Genomic DNA, 18,883 nt, shown 5'->3' on the forward strand with positions numbered 1-18,883 from the left:
TGTGTGGGGCGGCCCTTCGACGTATACCCAGGTAGATCCCCATGTCGGCCGCAAGGACAGGCCGCCACGATCAGACGCCAGACGCTCGTCCAGTCGGCGCATCCTTGGCGCCACCGGGCCTTCGGTGGAGCCTGCACACGCCACGTAGACTTGGCCCATGACCGACACCGTTGCCGCTGTGGACACCGAGACCGCCGTCCTTGACGCCTGCCGTCAGGCCAAGATCGCCTCCCGCTCCCTCGCCACGCTCACGCGTGCCGCGAAGGACCAGGCGCTCCACGCGATGGCGGACGCTCTCGTCTCGGAAGCGCCACGCATCGTCGAGGCGAACGCGATCGACGTGGAGCGCGAGCGCGCCGGCGGGATGAGCTCCGGTCTCCTCGACCGCCTCACCCTCACCGAGGATCGCGTCGCCGCCATCGCCGGAGCGCTCCGCTACGTCGCAGGCCTGCCCGACCCGGTCGGCGAGGTCCGCCGCGGATCCACGCTTCCCAACGGTCTCCGTCTTCTGCAGAAGTCGGTGCCCATGGGCGTGGTCGGCATGATCTACGAGGCACGTCCCAACGTGACAGTGGACGCCGCCGCGCTATGCCTCAAGTCAGGAAACGCCGCGGTGCTTCGCGGCGGTTCCGCTGCCCAGCACTCCAACGAGGTCATCGTGGACGTGCTCCAGGGCGCGCTCGAGTCCTGCGGGCTTCCTCGTGACGCCGTCCAGTCCATCGACGCCTACGGTCGTGAGGGCGCCAAGGTGCTCATGAATGCGCGAGGACTCGTCGACGTGCTCGTCCCCCGCGGTGGTCATGGACTCATCCAGACCGTCGTCAAGGAGTCGAGCGTCCCCACGATCGAGACCGGCGAGGGCAACTGCCACGTCTACATCGACGCGTCCGCCCCTACCGAGCGTGCGGTCGCGATCGCTGTGAACTCCAAGGCACAGCGCGTGGGAGTGTGCAACGCCGCTGAGACGCTGCTCGTGCACAAGGACGCCGCCGCCCGCGTCATGCCTGCGCTGCTCGAGGCGCTGGCCGCAGAGAGCGTCGTCCTGCACGGCGACGAGGCCACGTCGGCGCTCGCTCCCGAGACGGTGAGCATCGTCGCGGCGACCGAGGAGGACTGGGCCACCGAGTACCTCAGCCTCGACCTCGCCGTGAAGGTCGTGGACTCGCTCGAGGACGCGATCGACCACATCCAGCGCTACACGACCGGCCACACCGAGGCGATCGTCACTGACGACATCAACGCGGCCGAGGCCTTCTCAAGCCGACTCGACACCGCGGCAATCATGGTCAACGCCTCCACCCGCTTCACCGACGGCGGCGAGTTCGGGCTCGGCGCCGAGATCGGCATCTCTACACAGAAGCTCCACGCGCGCGGCCCCATGGGCCTCGGCGAGCTCACCACCACCAAGTGGATCGCCTACGGGGACGGTCACGTCCGACCTTGACATCGCTTGGGGCGCTGTACGTCGGCGCCGGGCGGTTCGCGCCTCGCCTCCGGCCCACGTGGCCCAGTCGGCTCGACCTTGTGGGGAGCGCAGCCGCAACGTCGTGGGCGTCTCTGCTCTAGCGTGACCCGACACTTGTCTGTAGGTTCCGAGATGGGGAGAAGACCACCTATCGCGAGGAACGTCATGAGTGAGCAAGACACTGCATCCAGGACTGCGTGGTGGACTTTCACCGGTGACGAAGCGCTCTCGAGACTAGGTGTCACGGCCGACGGGCTCTCCGCGGAGGGTGCCGCCACCCGGCTCGTGGACCACGGCCCCAACGAGCTGACAGCCGCGAAGTCCGCGAGCGTGTGGCAACTCGCGCTCAGGCAGCTCGTCGACCCCATGAACCTGATGCTTGTCGGCGTCTGCATCGTGTCCGCTGTGATCGCGGAGACGTCGACCGCGATCATGATCGGGCTGCTCGTGGTGGCAAACGTGTGGTCTGGAGCCGCGCAGGAGCGGAAGGCTCAGGCAAGCGTCGACGCGCTTGCCACGATGCAGGTGCCGACGGTGCGTGTGAGGCGAGGGGGCACGGTCGTCGAGGTGCCGGCGGTCGAGATCGTCCCGGGTGACGTGATCGAGCTCGAGGCGGGGGACATCGTCCCGGCCGACGCAAGAATTCTGCGATGCAGCACCTTGGAGGCCCAGGAGGCAGCGCTCACCGGAGAGAGCGCCCCGGTCGAGAAGGCGGCGGACGCCGATCTGACGGACTCCACAGGGCTCGGCGATCGGGTCACCATGCTGTACCAGAACACGTCGGTGACGCGCGGCACCGGGACGGCAGTCGTCGTCGAGACCGGCATGGGCACGGAGATGGGCGCGATCGCCACCATGCTCTCGACCGTGGAGCGGGTGCAGTCGCCGCTTCAGAAGGAGCTGGGCTCGCTCACCAAGGTGATCGGCGCCGTCGCGTGGGGTGCGGTGGCGGTGATCATCCTGCTGGGCCTTGGCAGGGGAGACTCCTTCTCCGACCTGATGTTCCTCGGCACCGCGGTCGCGATCTCGGCGATCCCCACGGGTCTTCCCACCTTCGTGCAGGGCATGCTCGGGTGGGGCTCGAGGCAGCTGTCGTCGGCCAAGGCGATCGTGGCCTCGCTGAACGACGTGGAGACCCTCGGCGCGACGAGTGCGATCTGCTCGGACAAGACCGGCACGCTCACCATGAATCAGATGACCGCACGCACCGTGTGGATCGCTGGACGGACCTTCACCGTCGACGGCGCCGGCTACTCGTTCGAAGGCACGATCAGGAGCGCAGACGGGGAGCCCGTGGAGCCAGGAGGACCGCTCGCCTACGCTCTCGCACTGCCGAACGACGCCACCGTCACCGCCGACGGCACTGTGGTCGGTGACCCGACCGAGGCGGCCTTCGTGGTGCTCGCAGAGAAGCTGGGAGTCGACGTGCCCGAAGCGCATCGGCGCTTCCCCCGCGAGGCCGAGGTGCCGTTCGATTCGGACTACAAGTTCATGGCGACGTTCCACCACGTCGAGTGGCAGGGGCAGCGTCGTCTCCTAGCCGCGGTCAAGGGCGCGCCGGACGTGCTGCTGAAGCGCTCCGAGGAAGCGGTGTGGGGCAAGCACGAGACAGTACCGGCCGCGCAGGTGACGGCGGACGTGACCCAGGAGATCGAGTACCGGTCGTCGCAGGGGCTGCGTACGCTCGCGCTCGCGGTGAAGGTCATCGACGAGAAGGACGAGGCCGCCGCGCTGGCCGATCCCATGTCCGCGATTGAAGACCTGACGTTCGTCTCGGTCGTCGGCATCGTGGATCCGCTGAGGCCGGAGGCCGCGCAGGCGGTCGCCGAGGCGTACGAGGCAGGGATCACCGTCAGGATGATCACCGGCGACCACGCGGTCACGGCGGCTGCGATCGGGCGCGAGCTCGGCCTGGAGGGAGAGGCGGTCTCGGGCGCGGAGCTCGCCGCCATGGACGACGCGACGCTCGACGGCAGACTCGCCGGGCTCTCGGTGTTCGGTCGTGTGACGCCGCAGGACAAGCTTCGGCTGGTGCAGCACCTGCAGAGCCAGGGCAAGGTGGTCGCGATGACGGGCGACGCCGTCAACGATGCGGCCGCGATCAAGCAGGCGGACATCGGTGTCGCCATGGGCAGCGGCTCAGAGGTCACCAAGCAGGCCGCGAAGCTGGTGCTGACCGATGACAACTTCGCGACGCTCGTCAGAGCGGTCAAGCTGGGGCGAATCGTCTACGGGAAGATCACGAACTATCTGACCTTCCAGATGGCACAGCTGATCGCGCTCGTCGTCCTGTTCCTCGCCGCGAGCGTGCTGAACGTGAACGGCGGAGTGGCCCTGACTCCCGTGATGACACTCGTCCTGAACTTCGCCGTGGTCCTGTTCCCGGTCATCATGATCATGACCGACCCCGCCCCTGACGGGCTCATGAAGCGGCCCCCAAGGGACACGTCTGAGGGGCTCGCAAGCCGTGCGGCCCTCATCCGCTGGTTCCTCTACGGCACGGCACTGGCGATCGCTGCGTTCCTGCCGCTCCTGGTGCTCGACGACCTGCTCGCATCCGACGGAGGTGCGTCGGTGCCGATGACCATGGCCTTCGTCATCGTGTCGTTCGCCACGGTGGGCACAGGGGTCGCACTGCGGCGTGACCCCGAGTCGGGGCTGAAGGGTCCGTGGGGTGCAGTCGGCAAGCTTGCTCCCTGGCCGATCATCGCCACGGTGGTCGCCACCGAGCTGCCGTTCCTGCAGAGCTGGCTCGATACGACCTCCCTCAGCGGCGGGCAGTGGCTGGCGGCCATCGCGCTGTCGCTCGCGGTCGTCGCGGTCGTGGAGGCCGACAAGTGGTGGCGTCGCCGTGGAGAGCCCGCCGCATCTGCTCCCGCGCACGTGACGGAGACCGTCGCGCCCGCTCGCGCCCGCTGACGCGGCCCGAGCGTCAGGAATCCCGGAACCGGGGCCGTCCATGGAATACTGAGGTCCGACGAAGAAGGAGTCATCGTGATCTTCACCGAGGTTGCCCCGGTCGCCGAGGCCGTGCACGAGTCCAGCATCAACGCGCCCGCGATCGGCGTGCTCGCGTTCGGCGCGCTGGTCGGACTGCTGCTCATCACCTACTCGTTCCGGAGCGTCGGTTCGCGCCACTGAGCGTGCCTGACCTCCGCGTCGGCGTCCTCGGAGGGACGTTCGACCCCATCCACCACGGCCATCTGGCCGCGGCAAGCGAGGTGCGCGCCGCCCTGGACCTGGACCGGGTGCTTCTGGTGCCCACCGCCGCGCAGCCCTTCAAGGACGCTCACGGGCATGCCCCCGTCGAGCACCGTCTCGCGATGTGCAGGCGCGCCGTCGCTGAGGACCCGTACCTCGAGGTGTCGACGGTCGACATCGATCGGGGCGGCACCACCTACACCGTCGACACGCTCGCGGACCTTCAGTCGCAGCAGCCCGAGGCACGGCTGTTCTTCATCGCTGGCGCGGATGCTCTCGCCCGGCTCTCCGAGTGGCGGGACGCCGATCGCCTGCTCGAGCTCGCGACGTTCGTCGCCGTGACGCGTCCTGGCCATGTGATGACCGACTCATCCGGGGCTTTCGCAGTGGTGGAGGCTCCCGCGCTCGATGTATCCTCGACGGATGTCCGGCGACGGGTCGGCGAGGGACGACCCATCCGGTATCTCGTCCCTCATGCCGTTGCCGATTACATCGAAGAGCACGATCTCTACAGCGGAGGACGGGATGACTGACGCGGGTGCGCCGCTGTCGCGGCGCGAGCGGCGCGAGCGTGAGCGACGCAACGCCGCCCCGGAGTTCGACGACCTTGCCACGGGTGAGACCGAGGCGCGCGGGGGCGAAGGCCGGACGTTGAGCAGGCGTGAGCGTCGCGCGCTCGAACGCACCATGCATCCCATGGAGACGTGGACCGCCGAAGAGGAGATGCTCGCCACCGGCCAGCTCCCGGCGATGACGCCCGACGTGATCGCCGCCGAGGAGCGCAATGCGCGCGAGCGTGCCGAGCAGGCCGCGCTCGAGGCCCAGGCGACCTCGAGCGAGCTGAGCCGTGCGGACATCGAGCGCGAGCGCGCTCGGGCGGCCGGTCAGCTGCCCGAGTCCGAGGGTCCGGAGCGGCTGTCCACTGCGCTCCCGTCCCCCTCGGCCGACACCGAGCCTGCGCCAGAGCCCGCGGCCCCGCAGGCCCCCGGCATGTCCTCACCCGCGCCGCAGAGCGAGCAGCAGTCCGCTGCGCCGGCGTTCTCCTGGCCCGAGCCGCAGTCGCCGTCTCCCGCGAACGCGCCTGCCGCCGCGACGAGCGAGCCCTTCACCTGGCCCGCCGCGCCCGAGGCACCGCAGAGCGCGCCGGGGACGTCTGAGCCCGACGTGCAGGGACAGGCTCCGGCATGGCCGACGCCCGACTCCGAGTCAGTTCTTCCGCAGCCTCCTGCGCAGGCCCCTGCGCCCGTCGTCGAGACCGAGGTCACGCCGCCGGCAGAGTCCTCGCGGCAGCGGTTCACCGGGCTGAGCCGCCCCACCCCCGAGGCGGCGACGAGCCCTGCCGAGGCGTCGTACGTCCCTGAGGCCACGCACGGTGGCGAGCAGGCCCCCGGAGCTCATGATGTCGAGTCGGCTGCTTCGGCGGAGCCCGTCGCGCCGACCACCGCGTCCCCGGGCGACGCGCCTGCGAGCCAGGAGTCCGCCGACGACCCGGCGGCCGACTCGGCCGCGCCCACGGGCGTTGCCGAAGCGGATCCAGGTGCGCTCCCGGACATCCTCAAGGACCTGTTCCCTGCGGGCTCACCGCAGGCACGCATGATGGAGGAGGGCGCCGCCTACGCGCGTGCTCAGGCCGAGCACCCGGTGGCGCGGACTCCGATCCCGCTTCCCGAGACGGCGACGCCGGCAGACTCTGAGCCCGCGCGGGACGCGCAGCCTGAGGAGCCAGTCGCCGCCGGGGAGCCCGCTGTTGCCGACGAACCCGCTGAGACGATCGCCGCGGACCCGCAGGCCGCTGTGGCTCCGCCCGAGGCCCAGCAGTCTCAGCCGACGCCGACGTCGACGCCGACGCAGGCGCCGCGCGCGGAGGACCCGGCCGCGGAGATGCGACGGCTCGCTGACGAGGCCATGGCGAACCTCATGAACGCCGGGACGTCGCTCGACTCGCACACTGTCGACGACGCGGCGCGCGCCGCTGGTGAGGCCATGGCGGAGAGCCGCGGTGAGGTGGCCCCTCACGACCGCGAGCTGCCGGAGGGCCTGTTCCACGACGCGCCCGCGACGCCGACGCCTGCAACGGCGCAGCCGTTCGTGAACCTGCACGGCGACAGCAGCACGACGCAGGTGCTGCCCCCCGTCGCACCGTTCGGTCAGTCGGCGGTGGAGCCTGCGGAGAGCGCGACCGGAACCGTCGCTCCCTCCTGGGAGCAGGGCAACCTGCAGCCGGCCACGCCTGCGGGCTTCAACCCGGACGACTACGTGCCGAGCAGCGACATCCCGCTGCCGGACCTCAGCGCGCTCGAGCAGGCGGCGCACCCGAACACGGCGTCGGGCGCGAACGGCTCGGGCGAGATCCCCTACGTGGCGGCTCCTGTGACCGACGGCATCGAGGTGCCTCGTCGCGAGGTGCCGCAGCTTCAGCCCGGCCACGGTGCGCGAGACATGCACTGGGCCCACTTCCTCGTGATCGGAGCCGTGGCTTTCGTGCTCGGACTGCTCGTCTATCAACTCGCTGGACTCGGCTCGTGACGGCGTCGTCCCGCGCCGTCTCCCTGACGGAGGCGGCCGCTCGTGCTGCGGCCGACAAGAAGGCGGAGGAGGTCGTAGCGCTGGATGTCTCCGAGCACCTGCCGCTTGCGGACATCTTCCTGATCGCGTCGGGATCGAATGAGCGGCAGGTCACCGCGATCGCCGAGAGCATCGAGGAGGCCCTGCTCGATCAGGGCGCGAAGGCGATCCGCCGTGAGGGCATGCGCGAGGGTCGGTGGGCGCTCATGGACTTCAACGACGTGATCGTCCACGTGATGCATCAGGAGGACAGGGCCTACTACGAGCTCGAGCGGCTGTGGAAGGACTGTCCGGTGGTGCCGCTCGCCGACGAGCAGTGACCCGCCTCTACGTCGTCCGGCACGGCCAGACGGACTGGAACCTCGCTAACCGGCTGCAGGGTTCGACCGACATCCCGCTCAACGACACGGGTCGCGCGCAGGCCGCGTCGGCGGCGCCCGGGCTGCTCGCGCAGCTCGGCGAGAGCCCGACCGTGGTGGCGTCCCACCTGTCGCGGGCCATCGAGACTGCGGAGATCCTGTTCGCGGGCATCGGCGCGGCGATCCACCGCGACCCTCGCATCGGTGAGCGCTCGTACGGCGTATGGGAGGGCCTGGAAGCGGATCTGCGCCAGGTGCACCACCCCGAGGACTATGACCGCTGGAAGGCCGGGCTGGAGCCTCGCATCGAGGGCTACGAGACCCACGCCGAGCTCGCCGCGCGCACGGTCGAGGCGGCGCAGGAGTGGTCCGCGAAGGTCGAGGCGGCGGGTGGAGGAGACCTCGTGTTCGTCTCTCACGGCTCCGCGGGTCGGATGCTCTTGGCAAGCCTGCTCAGGATGCCCGTCTCCGGGCGCGCGCTGGGAACGCTCGAGAACTCGTGCTGGTCGCGTCTCGTCCCGTCCGGCGACGGAGGCTGGTCGCTCGACCGGCACAACGTGGGCGCGGAGCCGGTGAGGGTCTGACATGACGACGCTGATCCTGCTGAGGCACGGGCGTACGGACTACAACGCCGACGGCCGCCTCCAGGGCAGCCTCGACGTGCCGTTGGGCGACGAGGGGCGCAGTCAGGCGCGTGCGGCTGCGCGCCATCTGCACGCCTCGTATGGTGCGCCGGACGCGCTGCTCTCGTCCCCGCTGCTGAGGGCGTTCGACACTGCACGTGAGCTCGGCGTCGTGTCCGGCGTAGAGCCCCTCGCAGACGAGAGGCTCACCCAGCGCTCGTACGGCGCCTGGGAAGGGCGAACGTGGGACGAGGTGCGGGAGCGGTGGCCCGAGCAGTACGCGGTGCGGATGCGCGGTGAGGACCCGGACATCGAGGGATGGGGACGGTCGGGAGACGTGGGAGCGCGCGTCGCTGACTGCCTTCAGGAGGCGTGCCGCGGCAGGAGCCTCGTCACGGTGGTCAGCCATGGCAGCGCCCTCATGCTGGGCGCCCTCACGTTGCTCGGCCTGCCGCCGCTCTCGACCTCGCTGGGAAAGCTCCCGCACGGGCACTGGAACGTGATGACGCGGTCCTCCACGGGCGCGTGGTCCATGGAGCGCTATGCGATCGATCCCTCTGGCGCGCGGCTGCCGCGTGGCCGGGAGTCGCAGGACGTCGATTAACACTTTGGCTCAGATCTGGGCTATGCTCTTACTCGCCCTTCGGGGCACCAGGTCGAAAGATCTTGGGGCTGTGGCGCAGCTGGTAGCGCACCTGCATGGCATGCAGGGGGTCAGGGGTTCGAGTCCCCTCAGCTCCACGTGGTGTGGAGACAGCACCGCAAAGGCCGCTCTTCGGAGCGGCTTTTCGCGTTTCTGAGCAGGTCTCCCTGGCGCAGGTAGCGCTGCCCACCGGACGGCGCGTCGCGTGATGGCTCCGTGTGCGCGTCCTCTTGTGTGGACGGGGGCAGGCGGAGACGGCGGAGCCGGCACCGCTGGTCTGCTACCCAGGGGCGTAGACGTGCGATGCCGGCTCGTGTCCGGTGCTGAAGACGGGTCAGCGCGGCTCGACGCGCAGGGTGGTGGCGCGCGCCTGGGCGTTCGTCATTCCGTCGCTGTACATGTTCCTGCCGTACTTGGCGACGTAGGCCGCGTCGATCTCGTCGTCACGGCTTGCGTCGGGGATGTAGGTGACCGGTGCCGGGTCGCCGTCCCAGGACATGAATCCCTCGCCGTGGCGCATGACGCCCTTGTACCACTGGCCGTCAGCGCCATGCCAGGAGCGCACGTAGACCTGATCGTCGACGACGACCTGCCAGATCGTGACGAGGGTGCGGGGGGAGCCGTCCTTGCGGCGTCCGGCGACCTGAACCTCGCTCTTGGAGGCGAGGCTCGCGAGATCGTCGGGGTTCCATTCAGTCATTCGAGCGTCCTTTCACGTGGATGTCCGTGGGGGGAAACGCGTGCCGAGGCGGCGCGCATTCCATCGGCGGCCGCGAGGCCGAGGGTGGGGTTCGTTCGGGTGCCGGACGTGGTCTCAGCGCAGCGACATGCCCCACGAGAGCGAGTGGGACGCGCCGGGCTCGAGCGTGATCAGGCGCTCGCCGGTGCGGAAGGCGTCGGCGATGCATGACATCGGCTCGATGGCGACGCCTGCGCGGCGCACGCCGCCCACCTCGTCGCCTGTGCAGATCTGCCATGCCGTGACCTCGGAGTCGGCCCAGATCTCGGTGACGGCGCCGTCGGCCGCGGTGAGGCGGGACCAGGAGCGGCGGTCGTCGTCGAGGATCGGGTCGACCCACGCGTCGTCGAAGGCGACCCCGGCGAGCGAGGTCGGGGTGCGCAGGTCGAAGTTGCCGTCGACCGGGACGACGCCGGTGGGGAGCAGTCGTTCGTCGACGGTGACACGCGAGGCGGCGTCGAGCTGCAGGGTGCAGCCGTCGAGCGGGCCGTCGCCGGGGGAGAACCACGGGTGGAAGCCGACGCCGTAGGGCAGCGCCTCTGGGCCTTCGTTGCGCGCGACCGTAGTCACGGTGAGCCCGTCCTCGGCGAGCGCGTACGTGGTGGTGAGCGTCAGCTGGAACGGGTAGCCGGGGCTGGCCGGGAGCTCGAGGCCGAGGGTCACCGCACTGGGGCTGACGCTGTCCACCTCCCAGCGTTCCCACGAGACGAGCCCGTGCAGGGCGGTGCCTCGGGCGGGCTCCGAGACGGCGACCTGCAGGTCCTTGCCGTCGAAGCTGTATCTGCCGTCTTGCAGGCGGTTGGGCCAGGGCGCGAGCACCATGCCGTGGAAGGCCGGCGGGATCTCCTCGGCGCCATAGGGGAGCACCACGTTGCGTCCTGCGACGGTGTGCTCGCGCAGCGCCGCGCCGACGGTGGCGATCGTGGCGACCTTGTCGCCGTGGGAGAGGGTGATCTGCTGGCCGGACCTCGGTGTCATGCCTCGACGCTACCGCTGTCGGACCAGGACGTGCGAGCGGGCCGAGGCGTGTCCTGCGGCAATGTCCGCTCTCAGCGGGTCAGCAGTCCCAGCTCGGCGAACGCGGTGGCCAGTCCGGCCTCCTCAGGGCCTGCGCACGTGCGGTCAGCGACGGCGAGGAGCTCGGGGGCGGAGCCCTCGATGGCGACCCCGATCCCGGCGAAGTCGAGCATCTCGATGTCGTTGGGCCCGTCGCCGAAGGCGAGCACATCCTCCCGGGTCATGCCCAGGTGGGCGATGACCGCGGCGATCCCCGTGGCCTTGTGGACGTCGGCCATGTAGAGCTCGCCTGCGCGGTCGCCCATGCCGGGGATCGAGCTGCTGATCGAGGCGAGGTCGGGCCCCACCTCGGCAGCGATCTCGGTCAGCGGCACGTCGGCGTGCATGATCGTGATCTTGCCGACGCGGACGTCCGAGAGGTCGGAGAGGATCGTGAGGTGCTCGAGCACCTGCGCACGGGCCCGACCATTCGTGTCGTGCTGCTTCATGTGGGCCGGCAGGTGGTCGTCGACACGGTCGAGAGTCGGCTGGCGCGCGTAGGTCGCCTCGGGAGTCTCGAGCCAGTAGACGGCGTCGTGGGCGTCGAGCGCGGCGATGGTGCGTGCAGCGAGATCCTCGGGGAAGCGCAGATCCAGCAGCGTCTCCTCGCCGATCCTCACGTGACCACCCGCCGCGGCGACGATTCCGTCGAAGCCGGCCTCGGTCATCTGCTCGAAGATGAGCGACTGCGGACGCCCCGTGCACAGGAACACGAGGTTTCCCGCGGCGCGTGCCGCGCGCACTGCCTCCTTGTGGGCCTCGGGGACCGTGCCGCGATGGGCGTAGGTGCCGTCGATGTCGAGGAAGATGGCCTTGCGGTCGGATGCTGCAGACGTATCGGTCACTTGTCGAGGGTAACGGCTCCGCGGCCGGCCCAGTGCAGGCTCCCGAGGGCGACGAGTGCGGAGACGATCATCACGACGGCCATCGGACCGGCGCTCAGGGCGCCGCCGACGCTCACCAGCGGGGCGACTGCGCCCGCGAGGATGAACTGGCCGAGTCCGAGTGCGGCAGACGCCATGCCAGGCGCGTTCCGTGCGGAGTCGAGCGCCATCGCGGTCGTCGTGCCGAACACGAGGCCGAGCGCGCCGATGGCGATCGGGAGCGGCAGGGCGAGCGACCATGCAGGCGTGCCTGCGAGCACGAGGGCGCCGAGCACTGCGGTGGCCGCGAGCGAGATCGACAGGCCGATGGTCGCGAGCCGCACGGGGGCGACGCTGTGCGCGAGTCGAGCGGAGATCGCGCTCGCGACCATGATGAACAGTGCGTTGAGTCCGAATGCGAGTCCGTAGCCGATCGTGCTGAGTCCGATCATCTCCTGATAGAGGAAGGGAGAGGCGGAGATGTAGGCCATCATCACGGCGAAGGCGAACGCGAAGGCAAGGGTGTAGCCGACGTAGCGACGGTTGCGCAGGGACGCGAGCGACTGTCCGACCTCGGTGCTGAGGCGCGGGCGCGGAGCGTCGGTCCGGGTGGGGCGGGTCTCGGGCACGATCGTGAGGACCGCGACGATGGCGGCGGCGCCGATGATGGCGAGGGTGCCGAGCAGCCCCCTCCAGCCGAGAGCCTCGGTAAGGAAGGAGCCGAGGAGCGGCGCGACGACCGGCGCGGCACCGCCGACGAGCATCAGCAGGGTCTGGGCGCGGGCGGCGGCAGCTCCGGTGGCGCGGTCCGCGATGATCGCGCGGCCGATGACCATTCCGGCGGCGCCTCCGAAGCCCTGGAGGAGGCGCAGGGCGATGAGCGCTCCGACTGACGGCGCGACGGCGGCGGCGATGGAGGTGACGAGGAACAGCGCAGTGCCCACGATCAGGGGGATGCGGCGTCCGTGTCGGTCGGAGAGGATGCCGAAGGCGACCTGTCCGACGCCTGCGCCGACCATGAATGCGGTGAGGGAGAGCTGGATCGCGGTGGACGTGGTGGTGAGGTCCACGGCCATCGAGGGGAAGGCAGGCAGGTAGAGGTCCATCGAGAGGGGCGTGAGGGCCGAGAGCAGCGCGAGGGCGCCCAGCAGTCCGGCGGTGATGGTCGCGTTGCGGTGCTGTGAGGTGGGTGCGTCGGGCTGCGTCGAGTGCTCGGTCGTGGTGCTCATCCAGGTCTCCTTCAGCGGCGAACCGCTCCCCAGTAGTTATGAAACGATAATTATCGTACTATAGACGAGAACGAGGAGGCTCCCGACCATGACCGACATTCCAGCCGCCGACGGTGCAGCCGACATCGCCGACCTCGCGGCCAACGTCCTTCTGCTCGCACGACGCCTGCACGCTGCGGAGGCCGACGTCGAGGGCATCGTCCAGCTCGGCGGCGTCGAGACCCTCGTCATGCACCACGTGGACCGCAACCCGGGCGTCTCGCCCACTGCGATGGCCACCGCCGTCGGCCTGCGCCCGAGCAACGCCAGCGCCGCGCTTCGGTCGCTTGAGCGTCACGGCATGGTCGAACGCCGCAAGGCCGCCGACGACGCGCGCCGGATCGAGTTGTGGGCGACCGCGACGGCGCACAGCAATCTGCTCGCGCTCCGGGACCACTGGCGCGACATTCTCGCCCCACACGTCGAAGACGCCGCAGCCGCGTCTGCAGCGACGCAGCTTCTCGAGTCGCTCGACCACGCCCTCGCGACCGCCTGCACAGGCACCGCGGACGCCTGACACGGCGATATTGTGACCCTCATGCATTACGCGGCAATCGGTGACAGCTTCACAGAAGGTGTAGGAGACGAGGTCGACGGGGGCGAGGTACGCGGCTGGGCCGACATGGTCGCCCTGGGCCTCGCGGCTGCATCAGACGAGACCGTCCACTACGCGAACCTCGCCATCCGGGGACGTCTGCTCGCGCCGATCGCGACCGAGCAGATCGACGCGGCGCTCGCGCTGAGCCCGCAGCCTGACCTCATCACGGTGGACGGGGGCGGGAACGACATGCTCCGCCCGGGCTGGGACCTCAACCGGATGATGGAGCTGACCCGCCGCATGGTCGACAGGTCGGGCGAGGAGGGGGTGCGCCTCATCATCCTCACCGGTGCGCCGCCGTCGTCCCTCATGCCGCGCGCCGACGCGATGTTCGGGCGCGCTCGCGAGTTCACCGACCTGGTCGGAGAGCTCGTGGAGCCTCTCGCGCATGCGAGCCTGATCGACAACCTCACCGACGACGAGATGCGACGCCCCGCCTACTGGGCGGACGACCGGCTGCACCTCAACGAGCTGGGACACTCGCGCATCGCCGCACGCGTCCTCGGCCACCTGGGAGTCGAGACGGAGCTCCCGTCCGCGCTCGATCCGGATCCGGGGAGACCTGGACTTGCGGCAGAGCTCCGGTATGCGCGCCGTCACGTGCTGCCGTGGATCGGGAGGCGCCTCACCGGCAGATCCTCAGGAGACGGACGCGTGCCCAAGCATGCGGACTGGGCGCCGGTGCCTGCGTCGATGGGCTGAGCTGACGCGAAGCCCCCGGGCTGAGGTCAGCGTGCCGCAGGTGCGGCGAGCAGCCGGGGCAGCGACCACTGGATCGCGACGGTCGCGGCACCGCGAGCCCAGCGGGTGAAGCCCTCCGGATCGATCCTCAGGTCCAGAGGCGTCGCCTCCGGGTCCCTCTCGGCGGCGAGCTGCGTGAGCAGCGCCTCCTCGGCGATGTCGCGGACGGCGAGACCGTCACCGCTGATGACGATCACGTCGACCATCGCGATGTTCGCCACCATCGCGATCAGGCGGCCGAGCGACGTTCCCGCCGCCGTGAGGATGTCGAGGGCGACAGGCTCGCCCTCCCGGGCAAGAGCGACGATCTCGTCGAAGGTGAGGTCACGGTGGAGGGCCACGGACGCCTGCGCCTCGATGCTGGGGATCGTGAGCATGGCGGTCGAGCAGCCTCGGTGGCCCAGGAAGCAGCGCGGGCCGGTGGGATCCAGCGGCACATGGCCGGCGGTTCCCAGGCCCATGTCGTGGGTGCGCACCACCCTGTCGTCACGGACGAGCCCCAGGCCCACGCCCGCGCCGATCGTCACGACCGCGAAGTCGCGTTCGCCCCGCGCGACGCCGAACCAGTGCTCGCCGGCTGTCAGCGCCGTGATGTCGTTGTCCACGACGACGGGGACCGCGACCAGCGGTTCGAGCATGTCGGCGAGCGGCACGTCCCGCCAGTCGAGGAACGGTGCACGGGTGACCGTCCGGCCGTCGACCGCCGAGCCTCCGAGCGCCACGCCGACGCACTCCAGCTCCTCCGCGCTCGCGAGCGCGTGGACCGCCTCCGCGATCGTCGCGGCGACATCGACCGGGTCGTGGCTGCGCAGCGCCATGGTGGTGTGGGCGATCTCCTGGGCGAGGAGGTCGGTGGAGACGGCGAAAACTTCGTCTCCCGTGACCTTCACGCCGACGAAGCGCTGGGCGCCGGGGGAGCCGACGAGAGGGCGTGAGGGGCGGCCGGGGCCCTCGAGCTGGTCCTCGGTCTCGAGCACCAGGCCTCGGTCGAGCAGCGGCTTGACGGCGCGCGTCATCGTGGGCTGCGAGCCTCCGAGCCGCGCCGTCAGCTCGGTCCGAGACACGGGACCATGCATCAGGATGCTGGTGAGCGCGGCGAGCGACATGTCGCTGCCGTACGAACCGTCGACCGGTGCGGTCATCGCTCCTCCTCGTCTGGCGCCAAGCATGCCACAGGCCTCCGCGCGCGAGATCAGGCGTCGACTCGAGTGAGGGAGACCAGGATCGCCTCCTCCGGCCACAGGATCGGCGGGTGGAGGCCGACGCTGGCGAGCGCTGCACCCGTGGCGGTGACGGATCGCTCGATCCAGGCCGGTTCGCGCCTCTGCACCGTGGCGGCACCGCCCAGGTCCTCGAGTCGGATCTCGTACCTCGAGTCGGGGTCGAGCCCCGGGAGGCGGAACGCGGCGGGACGGTTCGCGGGCGTCGTGGTGCACTGCACGTAGGCGAACAGCGCCTCGGACCTGTCCTGGGCGACGACGCCGTGCACGAGCGCGCTCGGGTCCGGGTGCTCGACGCGGACGCCCCGGCCGCGGTGGAGGAGGTCACGCCGGTCGCGGTACAGCGCCGTCCACCGACGCAGCGCCTCGAGCTCGTCGTCCGTCGCCTCGAGCAGGTTCCACTCGATGCCCGCGTGGCCGAACAGCGCGGTGACGGCGCGCATCTGGATGCTGTGGCGTCGTCCCGTGCCGTGGGAGTCGGTGGGGCCGATGTGGGTGCCGAGCATCTCCGGGGGGATGACGAGCGTGGTCCAGCGCTGGATCTGCTGACGTTCGAGCGCGTCGTTTTGGTCCGAGGTCCAGAAGCGGTCGGCGTGCATCGCCATGCCGAGGTCGATGCGTCCGCCACCGGAGGCGCAGGACTCGATCTCGAGGCCGGGGTTGCGGCGACGGAGCTCGTCGAAGAGGGAGTAGATGGCCTCGGTCTGTCGCCTCACTGCAGCGACGCCCAGGTGCGCGGGGTCGGTGAGGAAACGGTTGTGGTCCCACTTGATGTAGTCCACGCCTTCGGCGGACACGACGGCGTGCACCTGCTCGAGGACGTGTGCGTAGGCGTCCGGGTTGGCGAGGTCGAGCACCAGCTGGTGTCGCGCGAGCGGCGGGGTCCTGCCAGGGACCTGGAGGATCCAGTCGGGGTGCGCGCGGTAGAGGTCCGAGTCGGGGTTCACCATCTCGCCCTCGAACCACAGGCCGAACTGCATGCCGAGCTCCTTGACCCGGGAGACCAGGGGAGCGAGGCCCGTCGGCCACGCGTCGGGAGAGACCCACCAGTCGCCGAGGCCCGACCAGTCGTCGCGCCGCGAGCCGAACCAGCCGTCGTCCAGCACGAACCTCTCCACGCCGACGGAGGCGGCGCGTTCGGCCAGGGCGAGCAGCCTGTCGAGATCGTGGTCGAAGTAGACAGCCTCCCAGACGTTCAGGGTCACAGGACGAGGCGAGGAGGGATGGGTCGGCCGTGAGCGCAGCCAGGCGTGGGAGCGGGCGCTGATGCCGTCGAGGCCCTCAGCGGAGTAGAAGGCGGCGACGGTGGGCGTGCGGTACACCTGCCCGGCGGCGAGGACCTGCTCGCCGGGCTCGATGAGCTCTCCTGCGGCGAGGGCGCCGCGTCCGGCGGTGTCGCGCTCGGCGAGATGCCTGCATCCTCCGCTCCAGAGGAGGCCGAGAGCCCAGGCCTCGCCGGACTCGGTGCCCGTACGTGAGGTGAGCGCGCACTGCACGATCGTGTGGTCGTGGCCGGAGCGTCCCTCACGGCCTTCGCGCACGCGCAGGCCGGGAGCGAAGGGCAGTCGCTGGGGCTGGCGCTCCTTGAGCCACCGGCCAGTGAAGTCGAGGGTCTCGTCGGCTCGCTCCGGCACCGGCATCCAGACGTCCAGTGCGTCGAGCGTGTAGTCGTCGGTGCCGTCGTTGCGGACGGACGCGTCCACCAGAAGGACGCCTTCCGGCGTCAGCGTGAAGGTCCATGAGAGCGTCAGCTGCAGGGCCTCGTCGACGAGCACGGCGAGGCAGCGCGACCCGTTCTGGACGAGGGAGTCGACGGTGAAGAGCGGGGAGAAGCCGGTGCGGCCCCGATGCCCTCGGAGCGCGGGGGTGCAGGTGAGCCCTCGTGCGCTCTCCCGCATGAGCCCGGGTACCGCGGACTCGTCGAGGTCGCTGTGGGGGACGCCCGAGTCGGTGAGCGCCTGAAGCGCGTCATGGTCGAGGTGGCCGAGCGGTGCGCCCCAGTGGGCGATGACGAGCTGGCCGGTGGACGCGTCGATCACGACCTCGACATCGGCGGCGGTGAGGGTCGCGACGAGGGGCGCGGCGCTGGTGGGGTGGGCCATGAGAGCTCCAGTGGTGGATCGACGGGGTGCCCCGCCCCGGGGTGACGAGTCCCGGGGCGGGGCGGGTGGAGGAGAGGTCAGTTGAACAGGGCGTTGACCGACTCGTTGGCGGCCACGAGGGAGTCGGTCCCCGTCGAGCCCGACATGATCGCCTCCATGGCGGGCGCCATGATCGCGTTCACGTCCGACTTGAAGTCGGTGATCGGGAACAGGACGGTGGTGCCGGCGTCGACGTGGTCGGTGAAGGCGCTGACGCCCACTCCGTTCGCCTCGAAGGCGGCGACGGCCTTGTCGGTCGACGTCTTGATCGCGGGGAAGACGACGGCAGCGTCGGCCACCACGTCCTGGCAGTCTGCCGAGCCGAGGTACTTCACCCAGGCCCACGCGGCGTCGGGGTTGTCGGTGGTGGCGGAGATGTTGTCGGCGAGGCCGTTCAGCATCGACCAGCTCGAGCCGTCAGGGCCCACAGGCGTCTCGGCGACGGCTGGGGTGAAGGTGTCGCTCGCGGAGCCGAACACGTAGCCGGTCATCCACGAGCCGTTCGGCACGATCGCAGCCTTGCCGGCGATGAGCTGGTCGGCCCAGCTGATGCCCTCCTGAGCGGCGTACGACGGCATGTAGCCCTTCTCGACGAGCGAGTACCACCAGTCGATGGTCTCCGCGAAGCGCGGGTCGTCGAAGTGGTACTCCTCCGCCCACGCACCGTCGGTCTGCGTCCAGCCGAGCGAGGCGGTGAGGAACGACCACTGCGTCTGTCCGTCGGCGCCGCCTGCGCCTTCCATCCAGAGGCCGTAGGTGTCGACGTTGTCCTTGTCGAACCCGGGCTCGTCGCCTCGCACGCCGTTGGCGTCGATCGTGAGGTGCGCGATCGCCTGCTCGTAGGTGCCGCCGTCGTCGGGGTTCCACGTGAGGCCTGCCATGTCCTCGGCGCTGAGGCCCGCAGCCTCGGCCATCTGCTCGTTGTAGAACAGCGCGATCGTGTCGAAGTCCTTCGGGAGTCCGTACTGGACGCCGTCCGGGCTCTGCCACAGGTCGACGAGGCCGTCCTGGTAGACGGACAGGTCCACGCCGTCGGCCGCGATGTACTCGTCGAGCGGCAGCACCTGGTTGTTCTTCTGGAACTCGGGGTAGTAGGCGACGTGGCTGGTGAACACGTCGTAGTTCTCACCGGACACGAAGCCGGTGGTGATCTTGCTCCAGTAGTCGTCCCAGCCGATCTGCTCGATGTCGACCGTGTACTGCGGGTTCGCGGCGGAGAAGTCCGCGGCGCACTGCTGGTACGCGGGCAGCTGGTTGGAGTCCCAGAGGCCGTAGCTGATGGTGGTGGCGTCGCCGCCGCCGCCCTCCGAGGACGAGGATCCGTCGTCTCCGCCGGTGCATCCTGCCAGGAGGGCGAGCGATGCGGCCGCGGCGACCGGGGTGATGAGGGACTTCTTCATT

17 protein-coding genes and 1 tRNA gene are annotated in these 18,883 nt (G+C 70.1%); 11 read left to right on the forward strand and 7 right to left on the reverse strand.

Going from position 1 to position 18,883, the window contains the following annotated elements:
• The first annotated feature begins 157 nt into the window (after nucleotides 1–157).
• The 9 genes from QQX04_RS05320 to QQX04_RS05360 all read left to right on the forward strand — a co-directional run bounded on the left by QQX04_RS05320 (nucleotide 158) and on the right by QQX04_RS05360 (nucleotide 8,954).
• Nucleotides 158–1,444, forward strand: a complete 1,287-nt coding sequence (locus QQX04_RS05320) for a glutamate-5-semialdehyde dehydrogenase (protein ID WP_301126965.1) — start codon at nucleotides 158–160, stop codon at nucleotides 1,442–1,444.
• A 186-nt stretch (nucleotides 1,445–1,630) separates the two neighbouring features.
• The gene (locus tag QQX04_RS05325) at nucleotides 1,631–4,384 is read left to right on the forward strand and encodes a cation-translocating P-type ATPase (RefSeq protein WP_301126967.1); all 2,754 of its coding nucleotides are present in this window, start codon (nucleotides 1,631–1,633) and stop codon (nucleotides 4,382–4,384) included.
• 75 nt (nucleotides 4,385–4,459) lie between these two features.
• Entirely contained in the window at nucleotides 4,460–4,606 is a 147-nt protein-coding gene (locus QQX04_RS05330) for a hypothetical protein (RefSeq protein ID WP_301126969.1), read from the forward strand.
• A 2-nt stretch (nucleotides 4,607–4,608) separates the two neighbouring features.
• The gene (gene nadD / locus QQX04_RS05335; RefSeq protein WP_301126971.1) at nucleotides 4,609–5,199 is read left to right on the forward strand and encodes a nicotinate-nucleotide adenylyltransferase; all 591 of its coding nucleotides are present in this window, start codon (nucleotides 4,609–4,611) and stop codon (nucleotides 5,197–5,199) included.
• Nucleotides 5,192–7,192 (forward strand): hypothetical protein, encoded by a 2,001-nt coding sequence (locus QQX04_RS05340; RefSeq protein ID WP_301126972.1) that lies wholly within the window; start codon nucleotides 5,192–5,194, stop codon nucleotides 7,190–7,192. Before nadD ends, QQX04_RS05340 begins: the two co-directional genes overlap by 8 nt.
• Complete coding sequence (gene rsfS, locus QQX04_RS05345; protein ID WP_301126974.1) at nucleotides 7,189–7,551, forward strand: ribosome silencing factor; 363 nt, start codon at nucleotides 7,189–7,191, stop codon at nucleotides 7,549–7,551. The genes QQX04_RS05340 and rsfS overlap by 4 nt, the downstream gene beginning before the upstream one ends.
• Nucleotides 7,548–8,174: a histidine phosphatase family protein gene (locus tag QQX04_RS05350; RefSeq protein WP_301126976.1), complete on the forward strand. Its 627-nt coding sequence runs from the start codon at nucleotides 7,548–7,550 to the stop codon at nucleotides 8,172–8,174. Before rsfS ends, QQX04_RS05350 begins: the two co-directional genes overlap by 4 nt.
• Nucleotide 8,175: 1 nt before the next feature.
• On the forward strand, nucleotides 8,176–8,817 hold the full coding sequence (locus QQX04_RS05355) for a histidine phosphatase family protein (protein ID WP_301126977.1): 642 nt from the start codon (nucleotides 8,176–8,178) through the stop codon (nucleotides 8,815–8,817).
• 64 nt (nucleotides 8,818–8,881) lie between these two features.
• Nucleotides 8,882–8,954, forward strand: a tRNA-Ala gene (locus tag QQX04_RS05360).
• Between the two features lie 236 nt (nucleotides 8,955–9,190).
• Here the strand turns inward: QQX04_RS05360 and QQX04_RS05365 are convergent.
• The 4 genes from QQX04_RS05365 to QQX04_RS05380 form a co-directional block, all read right to left on the reverse strand.
• Nucleotides 9,191–9,556, reverse strand: a complete 366-nt coding sequence (locus QQX04_RS05365; protein WP_301126978.1) for a DUF2255 family protein — start codon at nucleotides 9,554–9,556, stop codon at nucleotides 9,191–9,193.
• A 114-nt stretch (nucleotides 9,557–9,670) separates the two neighbouring features.
• Nucleotides 9,671–10,573, reverse strand: a complete 903-nt coding sequence (locus QQX04_RS05370) for an aldose 1-epimerase family protein (RefSeq protein WP_301126979.1) — start codon at nucleotides 10,571–10,573, stop codon at nucleotides 9,671–9,673.
• 71 nt (nucleotides 10,574–10,644) lie between these two features.
• Nucleotides 10,645–11,496, reverse strand: coding sequence for an HAD-IIB family hydrolase (locus QQX04_RS05375; RefSeq protein WP_301126981.1), 852 nt, complete (start codon nucleotides 11,494–11,496; stop codon nucleotides 10,645–10,647).
• Nucleotides 11,493–12,743 (reverse strand): multidrug effflux MFS transporter, encoded by a 1,251-nt coding sequence (locus QQX04_RS05380; protein ID WP_301126982.1) that lies wholly within the window; start codon nucleotides 12,741–12,743, stop codon nucleotides 11,493–11,495. Before QQX04_RS05380 ends, QQX04_RS05375 begins: the two co-directional genes overlap by 4 nt.
• 88 nt (nucleotides 12,744–12,831) lie before the next feature.
• Here QQX04_RS05380 and QQX04_RS05385 point away from each other — a divergent pair, with 88 nt between their 5' ends.
• Together QQX04_RS05385 and QQX04_RS05390 are read left to right on the forward strand one after the other, a co-directional pair.
• Entirely contained in the window at nucleotides 12,832–13,299 is a 468-nt protein-coding gene (locus QQX04_RS05385; protein ID WP_301126984.1) for a MarR family winged helix-turn-helix transcriptional regulator, read from the forward strand.
• A gap of 21 nt (nucleotides 13,300–13,320) precedes the next feature.
• Nucleotides 13,321–14,082, forward strand: a complete 762-nt coding sequence (locus QQX04_RS05390; protein ID WP_301126985.1) for an SGNH/GDSL hydrolase family protein — start codon at nucleotides 13,321–13,323, stop codon at nucleotides 14,080–14,082.
• A 26-nt stretch (nucleotides 14,083–14,108) separates the two neighbouring features.
• Here the strand turns inward: QQX04_RS05390 and QQX04_RS05395 are convergent, their stop codons facing one another.
• The 3 genes from QQX04_RS05395 to QQX04_RS05405 all read right to left on the reverse strand — a co-directional run bounded on the left by QQX04_RS05395 (nucleotide 14,109) and on the right by QQX04_RS05405 (nucleotide 18,882).
• The gene (locus tag QQX04_RS05395; protein ID WP_301126986.1) at nucleotides 14,109–15,263 is read right to left on the reverse strand and encodes an ROK family transcriptional regulator; all 1,155 of its coding nucleotides are present in this window, start codon (nucleotides 15,261–15,263) and stop codon (nucleotides 14,109–14,111) included.
• A 50-nt stretch (nucleotides 15,264–15,313) separates the two neighbouring features.
• Complete coding sequence (locus QQX04_RS05400; RefSeq protein WP_301126988.1) at nucleotides 15,314–17,443, reverse strand: alpha-galactosidase; 2,130 nt, start codon at nucleotides 17,441–17,443, stop codon at nucleotides 15,314–15,316.
• A 77-nt stretch (nucleotides 17,444–17,520) separates the two neighbouring features.
• Nucleotides 17,521–18,882, reverse strand: coding sequence for an ABC transporter substrate-binding protein (locus tag QQX04_RS05405; RefSeq protein WP_301126989.1), 1,362 nt, complete (start codon nucleotides 18,880–18,882; stop codon nucleotides 17,521–17,523).
• Nucleotide 18,883 lies beyond the last annotated feature (1 nt).

This window comes from Demequina zhanjiangensis (assembly GCF_030418315.1).
In the GTDB taxonomy this organism is placed as follows: domain Bacteria; phylum Actinomycetota; class Actinomycetes; order Actinomycetales; family Demequinaceae; genus Demequina; species Demequina zhanjiangensis.